The sequence below is a fragment of the Collinsella sp. TF08-11AT genome (assembly GCF_003437035.1).
Taxonomy (GTDB): domain Bacteria; phylum Actinomycetota; class Coriobacteriia; order Coriobacteriales; family Coriobacteriaceae; genus Collinsella.
The window spans coordinates 20,007-37,266 of sequence record NZ_QSRL01000009.1 but is presented as its reverse complement, the minus strand read 5'-3'; the positions used below and the strand labels follow the sequence as shown (position 1 = coordinate 37,266).

General features: G+C 61.0%; 15 protein-coding genes. 11 read left to right on the top strand and 4 right to left on the bottom strand.

Translation table 11 applies throughout. From position 1 onward, the window contains the following. Window positions 1-408: 408 nt before the first annotated feature. The 6 genes from DXC79_RS06855 (at window position 409) to DXC79_RS06830 (ending at window position 6,825) form a co-directional block, all read left to right on the top strand. A complete protein-coding gene (locus tag DXC79_RS06855; protein WP_117635621.1) occupies window positions 409-3,759 on the top strand; it encodes a CAP domain-containing protein in 3,351 nt (1,116 codons plus the stop codon). Between the two features lie 105 nt (window positions 3,760-3,864). Further along, window positions 3,865-4,221, top strand: coding sequence for a hypothetical protein (locus tag DXC79_RS06850; RefSeq protein ID WP_117635620.1), 357 nt, complete (start codon window positions 3,865-3,867; stop codon window positions 4,219-4,221). A gap of 153 nt (window positions 4,222-4,374) precedes the next feature. Then, a complete protein-coding gene (locus tag DXC79_RS06845; RefSeq protein ID WP_117635619.1) occupies window positions 4,375-4,614 on the top strand; it encodes a hypothetical protein in 240 nt (79 codons plus the stop codon). Between the two features lie 85 nt (window positions 4,615-4,699). Next, complete coding sequence (locus DXC79_RS06840) at window positions 4,700-5,416, top strand: metallophosphoesterase (RefSeq protein ID WP_117635618.1); 717 nt, start codon at window positions 4,700-4,702, stop codon at window positions 5,414-5,416. Between the two features lie 48 nt (window positions 5,417-5,464). After that, window positions 5,465-6,103 (top strand): hypothetical protein, encoded by a 639-nt coding sequence (locus tag DXC79_RS06835; RefSeq protein ID WP_117635617.1) that lies wholly within the window; start codon window positions 5,465-5,467, stop codon window positions 6,101-6,103. Continuing rightward, window positions 6,100-6,825: a metallophosphoesterase gene (locus tag DXC79_RS06830; protein WP_089572441.1), complete on the top strand. Its 726-nt coding sequence runs from the start codon at window positions 6,100-6,102 to the stop codon at window positions 6,823-6,825. Before DXC79_RS06835 ends, DXC79_RS06830 begins: the two co-directional genes overlap by 4 nt. Before the next feature lie 121 nt (window positions 6,826-6,946). Here the strand turns inward: DXC79_RS06830 and DXC79_RS06825 are convergent, their stop codons facing one another. From DXC79_RS06825 to gluQRS, 3 genes are all read right to left on the bottom strand, one after another. Beyond that, complete coding sequence (locus DXC79_RS06825) at window positions 6,947-7,420, bottom strand: GNAT family N-acetyltransferase (RefSeq protein WP_089572440.1); 474 nt, start codon at window positions 7,418-7,420, stop codon at window positions 6,947-6,949. Next, window positions 7,417-7,683: a DUF1778 domain-containing protein gene (locus tag DXC79_RS06820; RefSeq protein WP_117635616.1), complete on the bottom strand. Its 267-nt coding sequence runs from the start codon at window positions 7,681-7,683 to the stop codon at window positions 7,417-7,419. The genes DXC79_RS06825 and DXC79_RS06820 overlap by 4 nt, the downstream gene beginning before the upstream one ends. Before the next feature lie 104 nt (window positions 7,684-7,787). Beyond that, entirely contained in the window at window positions 7,788-8,906 is a 1,119-nt protein-coding gene (gene gluQRS, locus DXC79_RS06815) for a tRNA glutamyl-Q(34) synthetase GluQRS (RefSeq protein WP_255413268.1), read from the bottom strand. Window positions 8,907-9,301: 395 nt separating this feature from the next. Here gluQRS and DXC79_RS10055 point away from each other — a divergent pair, with 395 nt between their 5' ends. Beyond that, window positions 9,302-11,248 (top strand): DUF2207 domain-containing protein, encoded by a 1,947-nt coding sequence (locus DXC79_RS10055; RefSeq protein ID WP_158550985.1) that lies wholly within the window; start codon window positions 9,302-9,304, stop codon window positions 11,246-11,248. Window positions 11,249-11,700: 452 nt separating this feature from the next. Here the strand turns inward: DXC79_RS10055 and DXC79_RS06805 are convergent, their stop codons facing one another. Next, window positions 11,701-12,342 (bottom strand): GNAT family N-acetyltransferase, encoded by a 642-nt coding sequence (locus DXC79_RS06805; protein WP_117635615.1) that lies wholly within the window; start codon window positions 12,340-12,342, stop codon window positions 11,701-11,703. Between the two features lie 277 nt (window positions 12,343-12,619). Between DXC79_RS06805 and purH the strand changes: the two genes are divergently transcribed. From purH to DXC79_RS06785, 4 genes are all read left to right on the top strand, one after another. Then, window positions 12,620-14,227, top strand: coding sequence for a bifunctional phosphoribosylaminoimidazolecarboxamide formyltransferase/IMP cyclohydrolase (gene purH / locus DXC79_RS06800; RefSeq protein WP_117635614.1), 1,608 nt, complete (start codon window positions 12,620-12,622; stop codon window positions 14,225-14,227). A 250-nt stretch (window positions 14,228-14,477) separates the two neighbouring features. Next, the gene (locus tag DXC79_RS06795) at window positions 14,478-15,209 is read left to right on the top strand and encodes a hypothetical protein (RefSeq protein ID WP_117635613.1); all 732 of its coding nucleotides are present in this window, start codon (window positions 14,478-14,480) and stop codon (window positions 15,207-15,209) included. A gap of 179 nt (window positions 15,210-15,388) precedes the next feature. Then, window positions 15,389-16,060, top strand: coding sequence for a response regulator transcription factor (locus tag DXC79_RS06790; RefSeq protein WP_117564915.1), 672 nt, complete (start codon window positions 15,389-15,391; stop codon window positions 16,058-16,060). 9 nt (window positions 16,061-16,069) lie between these two features. After that, window positions 16,070-17,113, top strand: a complete 1,044-nt coding sequence (locus DXC79_RS06785) for a sensor histidine kinase (protein WP_117564916.1) — start codon at window positions 16,070-16,072, stop codon at window positions 17,111-17,113. Window positions 17,114-17,260 lie beyond the last annotated feature (147 nt).

Below are 17,260 nucleotides of genomic sequence, written 5' to 3'. Positions count from 1 at the left end.
GAGCGCATATACTGCAGTCATAGCGTATGAGATGGGGTCTCTAAAAGAGGCCAAGCACAGCAATTTGAGTTTATGTAGACGGGACTTGAGCATGAACACCAGCAGTTTCTCCTTTAACAACGATAATAGTGGTTACATTAATCTCGAGACTATCTTTGGTTGCACTGTCGGCTCTCGCGCAGAGAACGGGCTTGTATTTCTAGATGAAGAGAAGCCATGCGGCGAAGAACTCGAGTATTTAGATGAGATTGAGCGCGAGCGGAACTATGAGTTTGGTTTTTGCGGAGATCAGTTTCATCACGATTCAATTCGCTCAATTTAATTACCCCGTTATCACCTCTTTTTAATGGGGCAAGTCAGATCGACTATCTGTGGCAAACAACGGCTCACCGTGGGAAGGAATCGGCAATGAGCAAGAACATGAACAAGGACATGAACGGCAAGGCTTTGGGTAAGGCCAAGGCGGCTGGACGCGTGGCGACAGTTGCTGCGGCGACGATTGCCATGACGGGCGGCTCGCTGCTGTCGCCCCTGGCCGCGGCGGCGCAGGGTGCGGATGGCATTGGCGCTGCGGGCGCAACGGCTGCGGTGATGTCGCCGCTGACGAGCGCTGCGGCCGCCGGTGCTGGCGCGGGTGCTGTGTCTGCGGCGCAAAAGGTCGCCGACCTGCAGGCTGCAGTTGATGCGGCGCGTGCCAAAGCTGCTGCTGCCAAGGCCGATCTGGAAGCGGCTGCTGCTCCCTACGATGCTGCTGCCGCCAACCAGCAGCGGGCGCAGGGCGTCTATGACGCGGCCCGCGGTGCAAGTGATAGCGCGGTTTCCGCTGCCTCGGCCGGGCTGGAAAAGCAGCTGGGCGCTGCGCAGGACAAGGCCGATTTGGATGTCAAGACGCTTGAGGACGCTCAGGCTGCGCTCGATGCCGCCAAGAAGAACCTGACGGACAAGGACGAAGCCCTGGTTGCCGCGCAGAAGGCGGCCGCCAATGCCCAGTCTGCGCTTGAGACCGCACAGGCTGCTGCATCCGACGCCACGCCCGAGGCCGTAGCCGCCGCTCAGGCGGCCGCAGAGCAGGCTGCGAGTGATTTGGAGCAGGCAAAGCAGCAGGCCGCTGATGCGCAAGCCAAACTCTCGGATGCCCAGGCGGCTGCCGATGCCGCCGCTGCCAAGCAGCGGGAAACGCAGGTCAAGCTTTCGGCAGCTCAGCAGGCAAAGACCGCGGCAGATGCGGACGTGGACGCCGCACAGGCGAGCTATGACGCGGCCAAGGCCGATCTGGATCGAGCCGAGCAGGGCGCTGCGGGCCCGGAGTACGAGGACGCCAAGGCAAAGGTGACTGCTGCGTCCGAGGCGCTGACGGCCGCCAAGGCCACGCAGGCGCAGCGCGAGGGCGAGCTTGCCGCCGCCGAGCAAGAGGCGACTGCCGTCGAGGGCGAGGTGCAGACTGCCCAGCAGGCAGTTGCCAATCAGCAGCAGGTTGCCACCGATGCCCAGACCAAGCTGGATGACGCGGCTGCCGCCAAGACGGCAGCCGATGCCGCCCTTGACCAGGCCAAGGCCGATCATGCCTCCGCGCTTACGGAGTTGGCCGACGCCCAGGTCAAGCTCTCGGCAGCCAAGGACGAGAAAGACGCTGCAGACAAGGCGCTCAATCAGGCGAAGGCCCAAAAGCAGCAGGCCGATCAGGCTGTGGCTCAGGCCCAGGCCAAGCTCGATGCCGCTCAGGCAACGGCGAACGCGTCGGCGGAGAATTACCGTCAGGGTGCTATCGCGTTCTTTAAAAGTGTGGGCGCCGACGATGCGGCGAATATCATCCTCAACTGCAAACTCGCTAACTACAACAAGGTGGGCGAGGAGGTCGACGCGACAAGCCTGACCAATATGAAGCAGGCGGTCGTGTGGCTCAAAGCGTGCAACGAGTATCGCGCAAGCGTTGGCCTAGGCGAGCTCAAGGTGACGTATGCCATGATGGCGACTGCCATTGCCGATGCGAACTTCTCGGATACGAAAGTCGCGCACGCTCAGCAGTTTAACGTGGGCGAGAATGTGGCGTGGAACTACGGAAGCAATCCGTTTAAGCAGTGGGTCGATCAGGAGAAGGCCATCTTTGATGCTGCCGCCGCCTCGCTGGGCGCATCGGGCCTTACGGGAAAGGCCGCTTACGATTTCTATACGGCGCATAGCTCCCAGATTGATAACTACGCCGCACTGCACGGTGGATCAAGCCCCTCGGTCGGCCATTACATCAACGTGATCAACCCCGATTACACCGTGACGGGCATGGGCGTTTGCACGCGAGGGACGCTGTACGGGAGTACACAGGCGCAGACATTTGTATATTCTGGTCAATGGTACAAGCCGTATAACCTCAATCCGATGACGGTTGCAGAGTATGAGGCTGCGTTGAACGCGTGGTGTGACGCTCTGGCAAATCCCGAGCAGGGCGTGGACGCGGCACGCAAGGAGCTTGCTGCGGCGCAGGGCGTTGCCGAGGATGCGGGCAACAAGGTGAATGTTGCATCGCAGGCCGTTGCGGCAAAGCAGGCCCAGGTTGAGCGTGCTGCCGCTGACGTCGATACTGCGGCTGCCAAGGCCTCTGATGCCCAGGCTGCTGTGGAGCAGAAACAAGCTGTAGCTGATGCCGCCGCGCGTGCCGTGAGCGATGCCCGCGCCGATTTGAGCGCTGCCAACGCCGTTGTTGCGGCGGCACAGGATGCCGTGGCTGCCAAGTCTGGCGAGCTCGACATTGCCAAGGGCAAGGCGGCTGCTGCCAAACGCGCGCTGGACGCCGCTCGTACCGGTGTTGACGAAAAGCAGGATGCACTTGCCGCGGCCCAGGATGAGCTGGCGGCATACTCAGCCGATATCGCCGCTGCTCAGCGTGCGTTTGATGCGGCATCGTCTGCACTCGAAGACGCTCGTGCCAATCAGCGCGTGGCGGAGGCCGAACTTCTTGCCGCCCAAGGCGATGCCGATCAGGCAGGCATCGATGCTGCTGCCACTCAGGCGGAGCTCGATATGGCCCAGCAGGCTGCGAGCGATGCCGACGCCGTCGTGGCAACGGCTCAGGCAAAATCTGATGCAGCTGCCGGGCGTGCCTCTCAGCTTAAGAATGCCGCTGCGGCACTTGCCAGGGCCACAGAGGGCAAAGCCACTGCCGATGTCGCGCTCGATGCTGCGGAGGTGGCCGTGAGCGATGCCGAGTACGACGTGGTGGAGGCTGGCGATGCCGTGGCGAATGCAACTGCCGCCCGCGATGCCTCTGCCGCCGCGGTTGCCCGCCTGCGCAGCGTCAATCTTGCCGAAGCCATCGTCAATGGCAGCGCTGACGATGCGGACGAGGCGCTCAACGCCAAGATCGCTGCGGCCCACGATGCCGCCGAGCGTGCCGCGACCGCCAAGGCCGAGCTCGATGCCGCCGTGGCTGCGACGGATGCCGTGGCGCCGGCATACTTGGAGGCGCTTGCAAACTACACCGCCGCCAAGGCCGAGCTCGACCAGGCTATTGCCGAGCTCAACGCCGAGATTGCTCGCCAAGAGGCCGCCGAACGCGGGAATGGCGAGCAGGCTCAGACCGCTACGCAGGTGACGTACCAGGCCAAACATGCGGTGGCAACAACCGAGATTGCGACGCAGCAGACGGCGATGCCTGCCACGGGCGATGCGTTCGACCTGCTGGGCGAGACCTTCGTTATCGGCGGCACGGTCCTGGTAGCCGCCGGTGTCTTCCTGTCCGATAAACGCCGCCAGCTGATTCGTTAGGGACAGAAGGGACTGCGGGCCATTTTCGGCGCGTACCGTGGGGGGTGATGAGGCTCCATGCGGCGCGCGCTGCCTTGTTCTTTAAGAGCGATTAAGGAGGGACATATGCAAATTAGGGGAGAGGCCACGATCGTCTGTGGATTCATGGCGGGCCTGGCAACGGGGCTGCTGTTCGATGGATGTTTCGACAGCTATATCAATCGGTTCTGCGATTCTGGTTTTTCGAGAGGCAAGCCTTGGAAAACAGCGTCGGCTCATCGAGAAGCGACCGCGCCCATCGAGCCCCGCAGTGTGGATACCTCAAAAATCAAGGTAATCGTCACTAAGAACGGCAAGATTTATCACCGCTCTGCTGGATGCAAGAACCTTCCTCAAAACGCCATCAGAACAAGCGTGCCTTTGGCGACCGCGCTCAAGCGAGGAAAGATCCCCTGTTCAGCATGTTGCCCGTCGGCGGTTTAGGAGATTCTTCAGGGCTGCTCTGCAAGGATATGGGTCCCTGCGGACGCGTGGGTTTAAAAACGTGTCCGCACGACATGTGACACTTAACCTGCCGTCATGCTCCGTCGCGGCGGCATGCATCTGAACAGCGACCCTCTAAGGAGTTCGATATCGATGAGTGACAACACCAAACATCTCGCAAAGAAGTGCGTCAAGGACGCGGGGCCGTGTCTCGCGCTGTGCGCAGCCGGCGCAGCGATCGCGCTGCTGGCTGTTCTGGGGCCATTCGACGTGCTCCGAAGTGCCAGTTCCCTGCACGTCATCATCGCCCTTGCCGGTGCCATGATGACCGGCGGCGTGCTCGATCTGATCTTTTGGGTGTTTGACCCGTTTGGATGGAAGAACGAGGGGTAAGCCCTAAGGGATGCAGATGCCGGGGCAGACCCGCAATTTCTGCCATCGATTTGTCTAGAGTCGCACAGCACGGAGGTGCCGCTTAATGTCCATTTTCGTTACCGGAGACGTTCACGGTGTTGCCGAGTACGGGGCGAGCCGCTTCTCGTCGCGCGTTTGGCCATTGGGCCGTACGCTGACGCGCGATGACGTGGTGATCGTTGCCGGCGACTTTGGCTTTATATGGAGTGGCTCAAACACCGACAAATACTGGCTCGACTGGTTTGAGTCCAAGCCCTGGACTACGTGTTTTGTCGACGGCAATCACGAGAACTATCATCTGCTGGCGGGGCTGCCGATCCGAGAGTGGAACGGGGGCCTCGTTCACGAGGCTCGCCCGCATGTGCTGCACCTGATGCGCGGAGAGGTGTTCGACATCGCGGGGAACACGGTGCTCGCCATGGGTGGCGCCGCGAGCCATGACAAACAGTGGCGCCGGGAGGGAAAGACGTGGTGGCCCGAGGAAATGCCGAGTGAGAGCGAGATGGAATACTGTCGCGCCTCGCTCGATCGTGTGGGCTGGAAGGTCGACTATGTTGTGACTCACGAGGCGCCGGTCGATTTGGCAGACGAGCTGTGCATGGAGTGCAATCGCGAGTTCTACGACGATTCGCTGCAGGCCTTTTTGGGCGAGCTCGACGGGCGACTCGACTACCGCACCTGGTTCTTTGGCCATTACCATGACGATGAATGGCGCGACGACAAGCATCGCCTGATCTACCAAGATATCGTGCCGATTGAGGCGCGATGCACCGATGAGTAGGGTGGGGCGGCGAGTGGAAATTCTGGGCAACAGCGTTAGGAGGTTCCCATGATCTGGTTTACCAGCGATACCCACTTTGGACACGAGAACATGCTGCGGCTCGCCGACAGGCCTTGGTCGACTGGTGCGCAGATGAACGACGCCATGGTCGCCAACATTAATAGCAAGGTCGCTTTGGACGACGAGCTTTATATTCTGGGCGACTTCAGCTTTAAGATGACGGTGCAAGACGCCTACGAGCTGCGTAAGAGCATTGCATGCAAGCACGTCCATCTGCTGCCTGGCAACCACGACAAAGACTGGACGCAGCCTGCGGTGGCGGATGCTTTTATCGTCGAGCCGCCCATTTGTGTGCTCAAGATCGACCGCCAAAAAATCGTGCTGAGCCACTATCCCATGGTCGACTGGCAAGGCATGTCGCACGGCGGCTGGCATCTTCACGGACATATCCACAGCTGCGGCGGCGCGTACAACACGTTCAACCTTAGGCAGGGGCTGCTGCGCTATGACGTGGGCGTGGACGCCAACGGCTACGCCCCGGTGAGCCTGGAGGAGCTCAAGTCGTGGTTTGCGCAGGTCGACGAGCCGGCGTGTTGCGTTAAATGGCCGTGGTGGGTCAACGCCACGGGCGACGAGCAGATCGAGCACGATCTCGAAGCCTATAAGAGGGAAGTGGTGATCCGATGACGGTTTATGTGACGGGTGATGTCCACGGTGGCATCGACATGCAAAAGCTCCGCGACTGGGAGCTTGGGGATAGTCTGACGAGCGACGACTATCTGATTATCGCGGGAGACTTTGGCTTTCCGTGGGATTTTTCTGCCGAGGAATGCGCCGATATCGCCTGGCTGGAGTCGCGCCCCTATACCGTGCTGTTCGTCGACGGCAACCACGAACGCTACGACCATTGGGCGGAGCGCCCCCTGGAGTTGTGGCACGGTGGACTGACGCAACGCCTGTCGGACACCTCGCCTATACGGCGCCTGACGCGCGGCGAGGTTTTTGAGCTCGGTGGGTCGACGATCTTTACCATGGGCGGCGCCACGAGTGTGGACAAGGAATACCGCATCCCGTATTCCAGCTGGTGGCCGCAGGAGCTGCCGGGCGAGCGCAACTTTGAGGAGGCGCGGGCAAAGCTCGATAGCGTGGGCTGGAAGGTCGACTACGTGATCACCCACACCTGCTCCACGCGCATGCTCTCGCCCACGCTCTATCCGGCACCTGGCTGGAATTATCCAGCTGTCGATCGGCTTACGGCATTTTTCGACGAGCTGGAAGATCGCTTGGACTACAAGCGCTGGTACTACGGGCATTTTCATCGGGATGCCAACCCGGCCGAGCGCCACACCGTGCTCTACGACTGCATCGTTCGCCTGGGCGGCGAGCTCCAGCCCTGGGACGTTGCGTAGGGGCAGGCATAGCGAGCTCTTCGTATGATGCCTTGGGTAGTTACCCTACATTTTGGCAATAGTCATTATCTGTAGGGTAACTTAAGGCATACTGGGAGCTGGAGGAGATGCTGCTGGCGGTCTAGAGTTTCAACGCCATTCGGTTGGTGCCGGGTAGGGCTGCAAAGCCGAAATGCGCATAGAACGCTGCCGCCTCATCATCTACTGGATCGACAACCAAAGCTCGCGCTCCCGCTAGGGCAGAAATTTTCAAGGCGTTTTCGATGGCATCTTTGAGCAACGATGCTCCCAGACCAAGCCCCTTGAATTTCTCATCAACCCCCATCATTCCAAGCAACACTGCGGGAACTTGGGAGGGGGAGTTCCGAACGAACCATCCTCCGTCAACATTTTCGCGAGCTACGGAGTGCGTACATAGCGTATAGAACCCGGCGACTGCGCCGTCGTAATACGATGCGTATATAACCGCCGACCCTCTTCTTCGCGCCGAGGCTGATCTGTTTTTAGCCCATCCGTCTACAAGGGTATTACCGCAGTGGAAAGCCTCGATGCCTTGACCAACGGGGAGTTGAACGGGCTTGGTAAACGTGCTCATTCCCAAATCGCTTTACGGTCGAGCAACGCTTTTGCGGCTTGGGGCATGGCTGAGTCGAGCATTTCGCAAAATGCATCAAAACCATCAGGAGAAAGATAGGTTGTTGACGCCTCGGCGATGTCACGTGCGGAGCTCTCGTCAAGGTGAGCCGTGGCCCATTGGGTGAGAGTTTGCCCGCGCAAGGCCGCGGCGCGCTCGTAAGTAAGGCGTTGACGCTCGGTCAGCCTTAGATCCATACGGCGCTGTTTCTCAATCGTTGGCATGGTAAAACCTCCTTTGCATCATTGTACGGAACTATTCCGTACATAACAAGATACAGAATTACGCACTCGTCGGGGGGGGGTAGTGAAGGGGGCAGGGCGTTTGACTACTCGGCCATTACGGTGATGTTCTCGCGGTGCGCGCGGATGACGTCCCAGCTAAAGTGCTCGACCAGCCGCTCGGCAGAGCGCGGCGTGGTGTCCGGCGCGATGCCCGTTTGCCCGGCGAGCCAGCCCAGCAGCGCTTCGGGCGTGCCAAAGCGGGCGCGGAGTTCGCCCAGGTCCAGATCGCGGTCTCGTTTGGAAAGGCGGCGGCCGTCCGGTGCCATGAGCAGCGGAATATGTGCGTAGTGCGGCGTGGGCAGTCCCAACAGGTGCTGCAGATAGATCTGGCGCGGCGTGGACCCCAGCAGGTCGCATCCGCGCACGACCTCGGTGACGCCCATGGCAGCGTCGTCGACCACCACGGCTAGCTGATAGGCAAACACGCCGTCGCTGCGGCGCACCAAAAAGTCGCCGCACTCGGTGGCGAGTGCTTCGCATTGGGCGCCGTACGTGCGATCCACAAATTCGATCACGTCGTCTGCGAGGTCGTCGACGGTGGGCACGCGCAGACGTGTGGCCGGGGCGCGCAGGGCGCTGCGGCGGGCCACCTCCTCGGCCGAAAGACTTCGGCAGGCGCCACGGTAGATGGGCGTGCCGTCGCTCGCGTGCGGTGCACTCGCGGCGTGGAGCTCGGCGCGTGTGCAAAAGCAGGGATAGGTGAGGCCGGCGTCTTTCAGCCGGCGCAAGGCGCTCTCGTACAGGTCTAGGCGGTCGTGCTGGTAGTAGGGGCCTTCGTCCCACTCCAGCCCCAGCCAGGCCAGGTCGTCAATCAATTGGGCGGCAAGTTCCGGGCGCTTGCAGCGATCGTCCAGGTCCTCAATGCGTAACACGATGCTGCCGCCCTGGCTGCGGGCCGAAAGCCATGCGCACAGGCAGCTGAACACGTTGCCCAGGTGCATACGGCCCGAGGGCGACGGGGCGAAGCGCCCCACGACGGGCGCGGGAGCGGCCGGCGTCGTTGGCGCGTCGGCGGCGGTTGTTGCTATGTTGCGTGCGTTGATGTCCATGCGGACGAGTATAGCGCGGGGCGTGGTGGGGGAGACGCTGCCGTGGCCTGCAAGTTGCTGAGGCCACACGTTGCGCGTGCCGGACCACCGGCTCGGCGCCTTAATCGTCGTCAATCAATCTAGCCCTCAAACGACGGAAACCCCGGCAGCTCTTCGCAACTGCCGGGGTTTCCGCGGAAAAGGGGGACATGATCCTCAAGCGGACGGCAAAGGGGCAAACCGTTTTCGCTCAACTGCTTTATGCCCCTCAACTGGCGGCTCAATCAGCGCATGCCGCGCCCACACAAAGCCGCTACACCTGTGATGGAGCTATGAAGTGGTATCTATTGCCGGAGCGGGCTATGCCAAGGAGTGTCCCAGATTGCCGGCAGATAAGGAACGTCCCCAGGTGCCGGCGGCGGGCGTGACTTTTGTCCCGTTTTGACGCTCCGCTGACCTAGATGTTCGTCACATGAACTCGCAAACGTGGGACAATGACGCTACTGGTACCACAGACAAAGGATGTGCCTATGAACGCCCCCGTTGCCCAGCCCTGTCGGCAGCGCCGCCTGTTTGCGCGGTTCGCTTCCGTCTGCGCACTCGTCGCGCTTGCGTTGTTGCTGCTGCCTGCCGTCGCGCACGCCGACGGCTACTCCATGAGCCAAACCTATATCGGTGCCACGGTTGAGGCCGATGGCTCGCTGACCGTTGTCGAGGGACGCCAGTTCGATTTCGACGATGACATTAACGGCGTGTATTGGGATATCAATACAGGCTCTAACCAGCAAGGCGGCTCGGTGGTCGTCAATGTGCTGAGCGTCGAGGAAGACGACACTGCGTTTAACAAGGTCGACAGCGCAAATAAAGGCGACGACGGCGTTTACACGGTGGAACAGTCCGACGACGGCGTAAAGATTAAGGTGTTCAGCCCTCACGAGAGCGGCGACAGCGCAATCTACTACGTGAGCTACACCATGACCGGTGCGGTTATGAACTGGGCCGATACCGCCGAGCTCTACTGGAAGTTCGTGGGTGACGGCTGGTCTGCGGACTCCGATGACGTCGAGATGGAAGTCTACTTTGCAAATGCCGCTGCCGGGACGGCTGCCGTCAAGGGCGATAACTTCCGCGCATGGGGCCACGGCCCGCTGACGGGCGACGTGTCGCTCGATGCGGACGAGCCCATGGTCACCTATACCATTCCCTGCGTGCATGAGGGCGAATTCGCCGAGGCACGCATCGCCTTCCCCAGCGACTGGGTGCCGCAGCTTGCCGTCTCGGGCGAAAAGCGCATGTCGACGATTCTGAGCGAAGAGAAGGAATGGGCCGACGAGGCCAACGCTCGCCGCGCTCACGCTCGCATGATTGCCAATGCGCTTGCCGTGCTAAGTGTTGTCGCGGCGGTGGCCTTTACCGGCACAATCGTTGTGCTCAAGCTGCGCCGCCGCAAGCCCAAGCCGCTTTTCCAGGACGAATATTTCCGCGATGTGCCTTCGGCCGACCATCCCGCCGTGCTTTCGGCCCTCATGAGCTGGAACGAGGTGCCCGATCAGGCATATATCGCCACGCTTATGAAGCTTACCGACGACCGCGTGATCAAGCTGGAAGAAGCGACCGAGACCAAGAAGAAGGGTCTGCTCCGTCGCGAAAAAGAGGAGCAGACGTATCGCATCACAGTGACCGACGAGGCCTGGAAGGCTGCCAAGAAGGACGGCATCGATCGCGATGTGCTCAAGGTCTTCTTCGCCGGCGTTAAGCCCGATAAGGACGGAGTCCGTTCGCGCACGTTTAGCGAGCTGGAGGAGTACGCTAGCGAGCGCACCACATCTGTTGGCGACAAGCTCGAGGACTATCAGAGCACGGTTAAGGGCAAGCTGGAGGCGCGCGAGTTTATCGCATCGGATGGCACCATCGCCCTGGTTGCCGGCTTGGTTCTCGGCATCATCATCGTCTTTGGCATTCTGGGCTCTCTGATCTATACCGACTTTGCGGATGCCAATGTCGGCGCCGCTATGATCTCGATCCCCGTCACGATCGTGGGCTTTGTCCTGAGCTGCACCTTCCGTCGCTACACGCCGGAGGGCGCCGAGGTGGCGGCTCGCTGCAAGGCGCTCAAGCATTGGCTCGAGGACTTTACGCGCCTGAAGGAGGCCGTCCCCAGCGACCTGATCTTGTGGAACAAGCTGCTGGTGATGGGCGTTGCCCTGGGCGTTTCGAAAGAAGTGCTGCGACAGCTGGCCGAGGCCGTGCCTGCGGATTTGCGCAACAGCGACGATTTCTACGACAACTACCCCTGCTACTGGTGGTATTACCATCACTACGGCAACGAGTCTCCGCTCGATTCGTTCAACGATGTGTATCACGAGACCATCCGCGAGCTGGCTTCGAGTTCCGATAGCTCGAGCGGCGGCAGCGGTGGCGGCTTTTCCGGTGGCGGCGGTGGCGGCGTCGGCGGAGGCGGCGGCGGAACGTTCTAGCGAGCGCTTGCTTTGGGGTGGATCTTTCTGGGCGGTTGCCAGGGAAGATTCATCCCATTTTTGTGCATCGAAACGGGTCAAACTTTCCGCTGAGGACCTTCGCGCAAGGGGCAGTGGACAAAAAATGTCAAATATGAGTACTGTTGCTGCGTTGGTCACATATGTTTGCACATAATAATGGGCTCCTAATGAGAGTACTTCTCGTTAGGAGCTCATTTTATTGAACATTTGGGGAGTTACGTCAGCTCGTGCAGCTGGTCGTCATGCCTATAAGCATCAAAAATGCCCCGAATCGCTGCTACTAAAAAGGTAACAGTACTCATATTTGATGTATTTTGACCACGGCTATCTACAAACCCCCTAGGCCACTCATTAGGGACAGACTTAAATGACTAGTTGTTGGGGATCAGTCATTGGGGACGTTCTTAAATGACTAGGTGTGGCTGCTTGGGCTAGGCTGTTAGATCGAGTTCGTAGAGGAAGCTTTCGCGCGGCATGGCGTGGCGGCGCTCTTCGCGGTTGGCGCGGTGCGTGGCCGTGCGCTTAAAGCCGTGCAACTCGTAGAACTTCCACGAGCAGTTGGAGTCGGTGTACAGGTGCGCCCTCGTCGCTCCAAGCGAGGACAGGTGCGAGACTGCGGCATCGAGCAGAACCGTGCCAACGCCCAGACCATGGACATCGCGATCCACGGCAAGCAGCGTGACCTCGTTGTCGTGCGGCAACGGGCTGCTCTCGAGCAGACGGTTGTTGGTTCGGATGGTTGCGCGTACAAACGAGAGATACTCGGCGCAGGCATCGGGCTCCAGCTCACGCATCTGCGATAGCAGCGCGCGTTCGGTATCCATCCAATGTTCCTTAACGGTGGCGCCGGAGCTCTGTCCCGCACGCGCGAGCGAAATGCCACGCGCCTGACCGTCAATCACCGCAACCTGCGAAAACGTCGACGACGAAAGGCAGTAGGCAAGGTCGCACGCGGCCTCAAGGCGGTTGTACTCATCGTTATCCGAATTGTTATGCCAAAGCTGCTGCAGAATCAGCGCGATGGCGTCGAAGTCTTCGGTGTCAAACGGTCGGTAGAGAACCCGCGAGACCATAGTGCCTCTTTCTTTTGCGGATGCATATCGAGCACAGTTCTACCACGCCATTGGCATCTAATTATGGTGCCCCTGTGTTCCATGAACTCACCGCGCCCGGTGCTGCGCCCATCCCCTCCGCGCGCAAACTTTTTCTGCACATGCGCCCGTTGCGGGGTGCATCGATGCGCTCGATGCGCTACATTGAATCAGTATTTTCAATGCCGCTGCGCGAGCGCTGCAGATCGACGTATCACCGACTCACAGAGCACGGCGGCGTACCAGACAGGAGGACTGCATGGGATCTGATGTGAAGATCGCACGCGCGTTGATCTCGGTTACCGATAAGACGGGCGTCGTCGATTTCGCACGGACGCTGGTTGATGACTTTGGCGTCGAGATCATCTCTACGGGCGGCACGGCTCGTGCCATCGAGGACGCGGGCGTTCCCGTAACCCCCATCGAGGAGTTCACGGGCTATCCCGAGATGATGGACGGCCGCGTTAAGACCCTACACCCCAAGGTTCACGGCGCGCTGCTGGCCCGCCGCGATTCCGAGCAGCACATGCAGGAGGCCGCCCAGCACGGCATTAAGCTGATCGACCTGGTCGTCGTCAACCTGTACGAGTTCGAGAAGACCGTCGCCAACCCCGAGGTCACCTTTGCGGATGCCATCGAGCACATCGACATCGGTGGTCCCTCCATGCTGCGCTCTGCCGCCAAGAACGCCGCGAGCGTTACCGTCATCTCCGACCCGGCCGACTATGATGCCGTCCTGGCCGAGATGCGCGAGACCGGTGGCTGCACCACGCTTTCCACCCGTCGCCGCCTGCAGGTGAAGGTCTACCAGACTACCGCCGCCTACGACACGGCTATCTCCCGTTGGCTTGCCGCTCAGGCAAGCGACGTGGCGGACACCTCTGCCAAGCTCGAGATCTCGCTGGAGAAGGTCGACGACCTGCGCTATGGTGAGAACCCGCAGCAGAAGGCCACGGTCTATCGCTTTGCCGAGGGCTGCGAGAACACCGCGAGCTCTCAGTTCCCGCTTGTGGGCTCCGAGCAGATCCAGGGCAAGCCGCTCAGCTACAACAACTATCTGGACGCCGATGCCGCCTGGAACCTGGTCCGCGAGTTCGACGAGCCGGCCTGCGTGATCCTCAAGCATCAGAACCCCTGCGGTTCCGCCGTTGCCGAGGACATCACGGCCGCCTACGACCGCGCTTTCGCCTGCGATCCCAAGAGCGCCTTCGGCGGCATCATCGCCTGCAACCGCGAGGTTCCCTTTGAGCTGGTTGAGCATTTTGCCGACGAGAACAAGCAGTTCGTCGAGGTCATCATCGCCCCGAGCTATACCGCCGAGGCGCTCGAGCGCATGGCCAAGCGCCCCAACCTGCGCGTGCTGGCTACCGGCGGCGTGGACCACGGTGCCCAAGTGGAGCTGCGCTCCATCGACGGCGGCATGCTGGTGCAGGAAGTCGACCACGTGACCGAGGATCCCGCGACCTTTACGTTCCCCACCGACCGCAAGCCCACCGATGCCGAAATGGCCGAGCTCGAGTTTGCCTGGAAGGTCTGCAAGGGCGTCAAGTCCAATGCTATCCTGGTCTCCAAGGGCAAGGCCGGCATTGGCATGGGCCCGGGTCAGCCTAACCGCGTTGACTCTGCACTGCTTGCCTGCGAGCGTGCCGAGGACTTCTGCGAGCGCGAGGGCGTGGAGAAGGGCGGCTTTGCTTGCGCAAGCGACGCGTTCTTCCCGTTCCGCGACAACGTCGACGTGCTTGCCGCGCACGGCGTGACCTGCATCATCCAGCCCGGCGGCTCCAAGCGTGACGACGAGAGCATCCAGGCCTGCAACGAGCATGGTATTGCGATGGTCTTCACGGGTGCGCGCCACTTCCGCCATTAAGTAGGGAGGTGGCGCTGCGGCTTGCCCAACCACCGCACCTTGTCGCTCATTCGTCGCCCGCGTACCCAAGTACGCGTCGCTCCTCTTTCACGGCAATCTGCGGCACCTGGGCAACCCTCGCCGACCTGTTAGGTTGACTGGGGAGGATGGGATGTTATCTCGTCCCTTGGACCGCCTCGCTTCTAAAATTATCTCTGCAAAAGACGGCCGCTCCGTTTGGAGGGCCGTCTTTTTGGTATAAGAGGACGGAATGACTAACACGAAAGGTATGACCATGCCCCAGATTGATGATGCAGAGCTGTTTGGCAATGCCGAGGACCAGCGTGCGTACGAGGACTTTTGCGCCAATCAGGAGGCGGTCGAGAAGTTTACGCTCGACAAGCCCGCGCTTATCTGCCGTTGGCGCATGTCCAACAAAAAGGTGCCCATGCTCAACCGTCACATTCGCGCGCTGTCCGAGCGCTTGGTGCAGGGCGAGCCGCTTGCCCATAACATGCTCAGCTGGGCCAAGCAGCACGTTGAGTGGTCGCTTGCCGAGGGCGATTACACCGCGCACGACGGCGTGCTCATGCTGGTGATCGACGTTAACGGCAATGCCGCCATGACGGTGGGTGAGTACGAGCCGCTGGCCGATACTTCGGCCAAGGCGCTGCGTGCCCGCTCCGCCGAGGCCCGCTCCGAGGCCGACGAAACCGGCGTGGCGCCCGAGCTGCTCGCTGCCGTCAACAACGGCGAGCTGGCCTTTGTGGCGCCGGCGGACGAGTGCCTGTGTGGCACGGCGACGCTCATAGAGCAGCTGGCCCAGACCAAGGGCATCCCGGTCACGCGCGTAGACATTCCCGCACAGCTCAAGGGCGCCTTGTTCCTGGTAAGCGACGAGCACGGCGTGGTGCCTGCCACCGACGCCGACGCCGCCGAGTCTGATGCCGCGACGGTCGCCTTCTTTGCCGACGGCTACGAAAAGCTTCGCGCCCGCCGCTAAATGATTATTCTGGGACGGGGATTAAAGAATCATTTTGGTTCCCGCCACCGCTGCGAGTGCGAGGCGGACAAAACGCCCCCGCTCGCGAACAGTTCTGTCACCTTGGCGACGTGCGTGGCGCGCACCTGCAGTTTCGCAGCCATAATGGTGGCAAGACAACCAAGAGGGGAGCGGAATCCATGGCGCTAATCTATATCGTTGAGGACGACGAGCCCATTCGTCGTGAGCTTGTCGACATCCTTGCCCGCGCCGGGTTTGAAATCGAGGCCTGCGAATCGTTCGAGCATGTCTCGCGCGATATTCTCGCCGCCGCGCCCGACCTGGTGCTGCTCGACCTCACGCTTCCCGTCAAGGACGGCCAGCATATCTGCCACGAGGTTCGCCGCGAATCCGAGGTCCCCATCATCGTCCTCACCTCGCGCACGACCGAGATCGACGAGGTCATGGCCATGACGCTCGGCGCGGACGACTTTGTTCCCAAGCCCTATAGCGCGCGCGTGCTCGTGGCGCGCATCAACGCACTGCTGCGTCGCACCGCGGCGTCAGGCGAGCGCAGCACGCTCGTCCACAAGGGGCTGGAGCTCGACCTCGCCCGCTCTATGGTCACCAACACGGCGACCGGCGACAGCACCGAGCTCACCAAAAATGAGCTGCGCATTCTCTCGCTGCTCCTGAGCCGCGCGGGCAAGATCGTCTCGCGCTCGGCCATCATGCAGGACCTGTGGGACTCCGACGCCTTCGTGGACGACAATACGCTCACCGTCAACATCAACCGCCTGCGCACCACGCTCGAAAAAATCGGCATCAAGGGGTATTTGACGACGCATCGCGGCCAAGGCTATTCGGTCTAGGGGCCGGCTATGTCGTTTGGCAAGTTCTTTAAAGATGCACTGCTTCCCGTCGCCGTGTGGACGTGCGGCGTGCTGCTGAGCTGCTTTGTGCTGACGGTCGCCGGCGCACCCGTTTCTATCGTGGTCGTGGCGGTTGGCGTGTCCTTTATCTTCGGTATGCTCGGCATCGTGATCGAGTACGCTCGCCGTCGCCGTTTTCTGCGTCAGTTGGAGCGCGCGGCAGAGGAGCTCGAGAGTCCCGCATGGGTGCAGGAGATGGTGCAATGCCCAACCTATGCCGAGGGCGAGCTCGAGTACGAGGTCCTGTGCCGGGTGGGCAAAGCCGCCTGCGACGAGGTTGCCGAGGGCCGGCGTCAGACCGAAGACTATCGCGACTATATCGAGAGCTGGGTCCACGAGGCCAAGCTGCCCCTGGCGGCGGCTCACCTGATTCTGGAAAACCTCGACGGCGGCGCAGATGACCCAACACGTGTCGATGACCTGGGTCGCGAGTTGGCTCGCGTGGAACGCTATATCGACCAGGCGCTGTACTACGCGCGCTCGGAAGTCGTGGAGCGCGACTACCTGATTCGCCGCTGGGACCTTAAGACCTTGGTGACGGGTGCGATTAAGGCCAACGCGCGCGAGCTCATTGCGGCGCACGTGGCTCCGGTGTGCGAGAACCTCGACTTCGAGGTCTTTACCGACGAAAAATGGCTCGAGTTTATCCTGGGCCAGCTCATTCAGAACAGCATTAAATATGCGCGCGAGGACGGCGCGAAGATCGTGTTTTCGGGCGCGTTACTGGACGAGGGCCTGGCGAGCGAGCGCATCGAGCTCACCGTTGCGGACAACGGCTGCGGCGTGTGTGCGGCAGACCTGCCGCGCGTGTTCGAGAAGGGCTTTACCGGCGACAACGGCCGCACCACCAAGCGCGCAACGGGCATCGGCCTCTACCTGGTGGCGCGCCTATGCTCCAAGATGGGCATCGACGTCACGGCGGCATCCGACTCCGGCGAAGGCTTTGTCGTAACGTTCGCCTTCTCGACGAACAAGTTCCAATACTTTGAGTAGCCGGGCCGTCTTGCGCTGCGGACGGCTATGTTCCCGAACGTGAACTTAGCTAAGGCAACTGGCGTTATGTTCCCGAACGTGAACATAACTATGAGGCTCAAATGGATCTCCCAAAACAAAAACGTGCAGCCCAAACAAAACGTGCCG

Coding starts and splice junctions, on each gene's coding strand:
- DXC79_RS06855 (WP_117635621.1), top strand. CDS start 409: ATGAGCAAGAACATGAACAAGGACATGAACGGCAAGGCTTTGGGTAAG.
- DXC79_RS06850 (WP_117635620.1), top strand. CDS start 3,865: ATGCAAATTAGGGGAGAGGCCACGATCGTCTGTGGATTCATGGCGGGC.
- DXC79_RS06845 (WP_117635619.1), top strand. CDS start 4,375: ATGAGTGACAACACCAAACATCTCGCAAAGAAGTGCGTCAAGGACGCG.
- DXC79_RS06840 (WP_117635618.1), top strand. CDS start 4,700: ATGTCCATTTTCGTTACCGGAGACGTTCACGGTGTTGCCGAGTACGGG.
- DXC79_RS06835 (WP_117635617.1), top strand. CDS start 5,465: ATGATCTGGTTTACCAGCGATACCCACTTTGGACACGAGAACATGCTG.
- DXC79_RS06830 (WP_089572441.1), top strand. CDS start 6,100: ATGACGGTTTATGTGACGGGTGATGTCCACGGTGGCATCGACATGCAA.
- DXC79_RS06825 (WP_089572440.1), bottom strand. CDS start 7,420: ATGAGCACGTTTACCAAGCCCGTTCAACTCCCCGTTGGTCAAGGCATC.
- DXC79_RS06820 (WP_117635616.1), bottom strand. CDS start 7,683: ATGCCAACGATTGAGAAACAGCGCCGTATGGATCTAAGGCTGACCGAG.
- DXC79_RS10055 (WP_158550985.1), top strand. CDS start 9,302: ATGAACGCCCCCGTTGCCCAGCCCTGTCGGCAGCGCCGCCTGTTTGCG.
- DXC79_RS06805 (WP_117635615.1), bottom strand. CDS start 12,342: ATGGTCTCGCGGGTTCTCTACCGACCGTTTGACACCGAAGACTTCGAC.
- purH (WP_117635614.1), top strand. CDS start 12,620: ATGGGATCTGATGTGAAGATCGCACGCGCGTTGATCTCGGTTACCGAT.
- DXC79_RS06795 (WP_117635613.1), top strand. CDS start 14,478: ATGACTAACACGAAAGGTATGACCATGCCCCAGATTGATGATGCAGAG.
- DXC79_RS06790 (WP_117564915.1), top strand. CDS start 15,389: ATGGCGCTAATCTATATCGTTGAGGACGACGAGCCCATTCGTCGTGAG.
- DXC79_RS06785 (WP_117564916.1), top strand. CDS start 16,070: ATGTCGTTTGGCAAGTTCTTTAAAGATGCACTGCTTCCCGTCGCCGTG.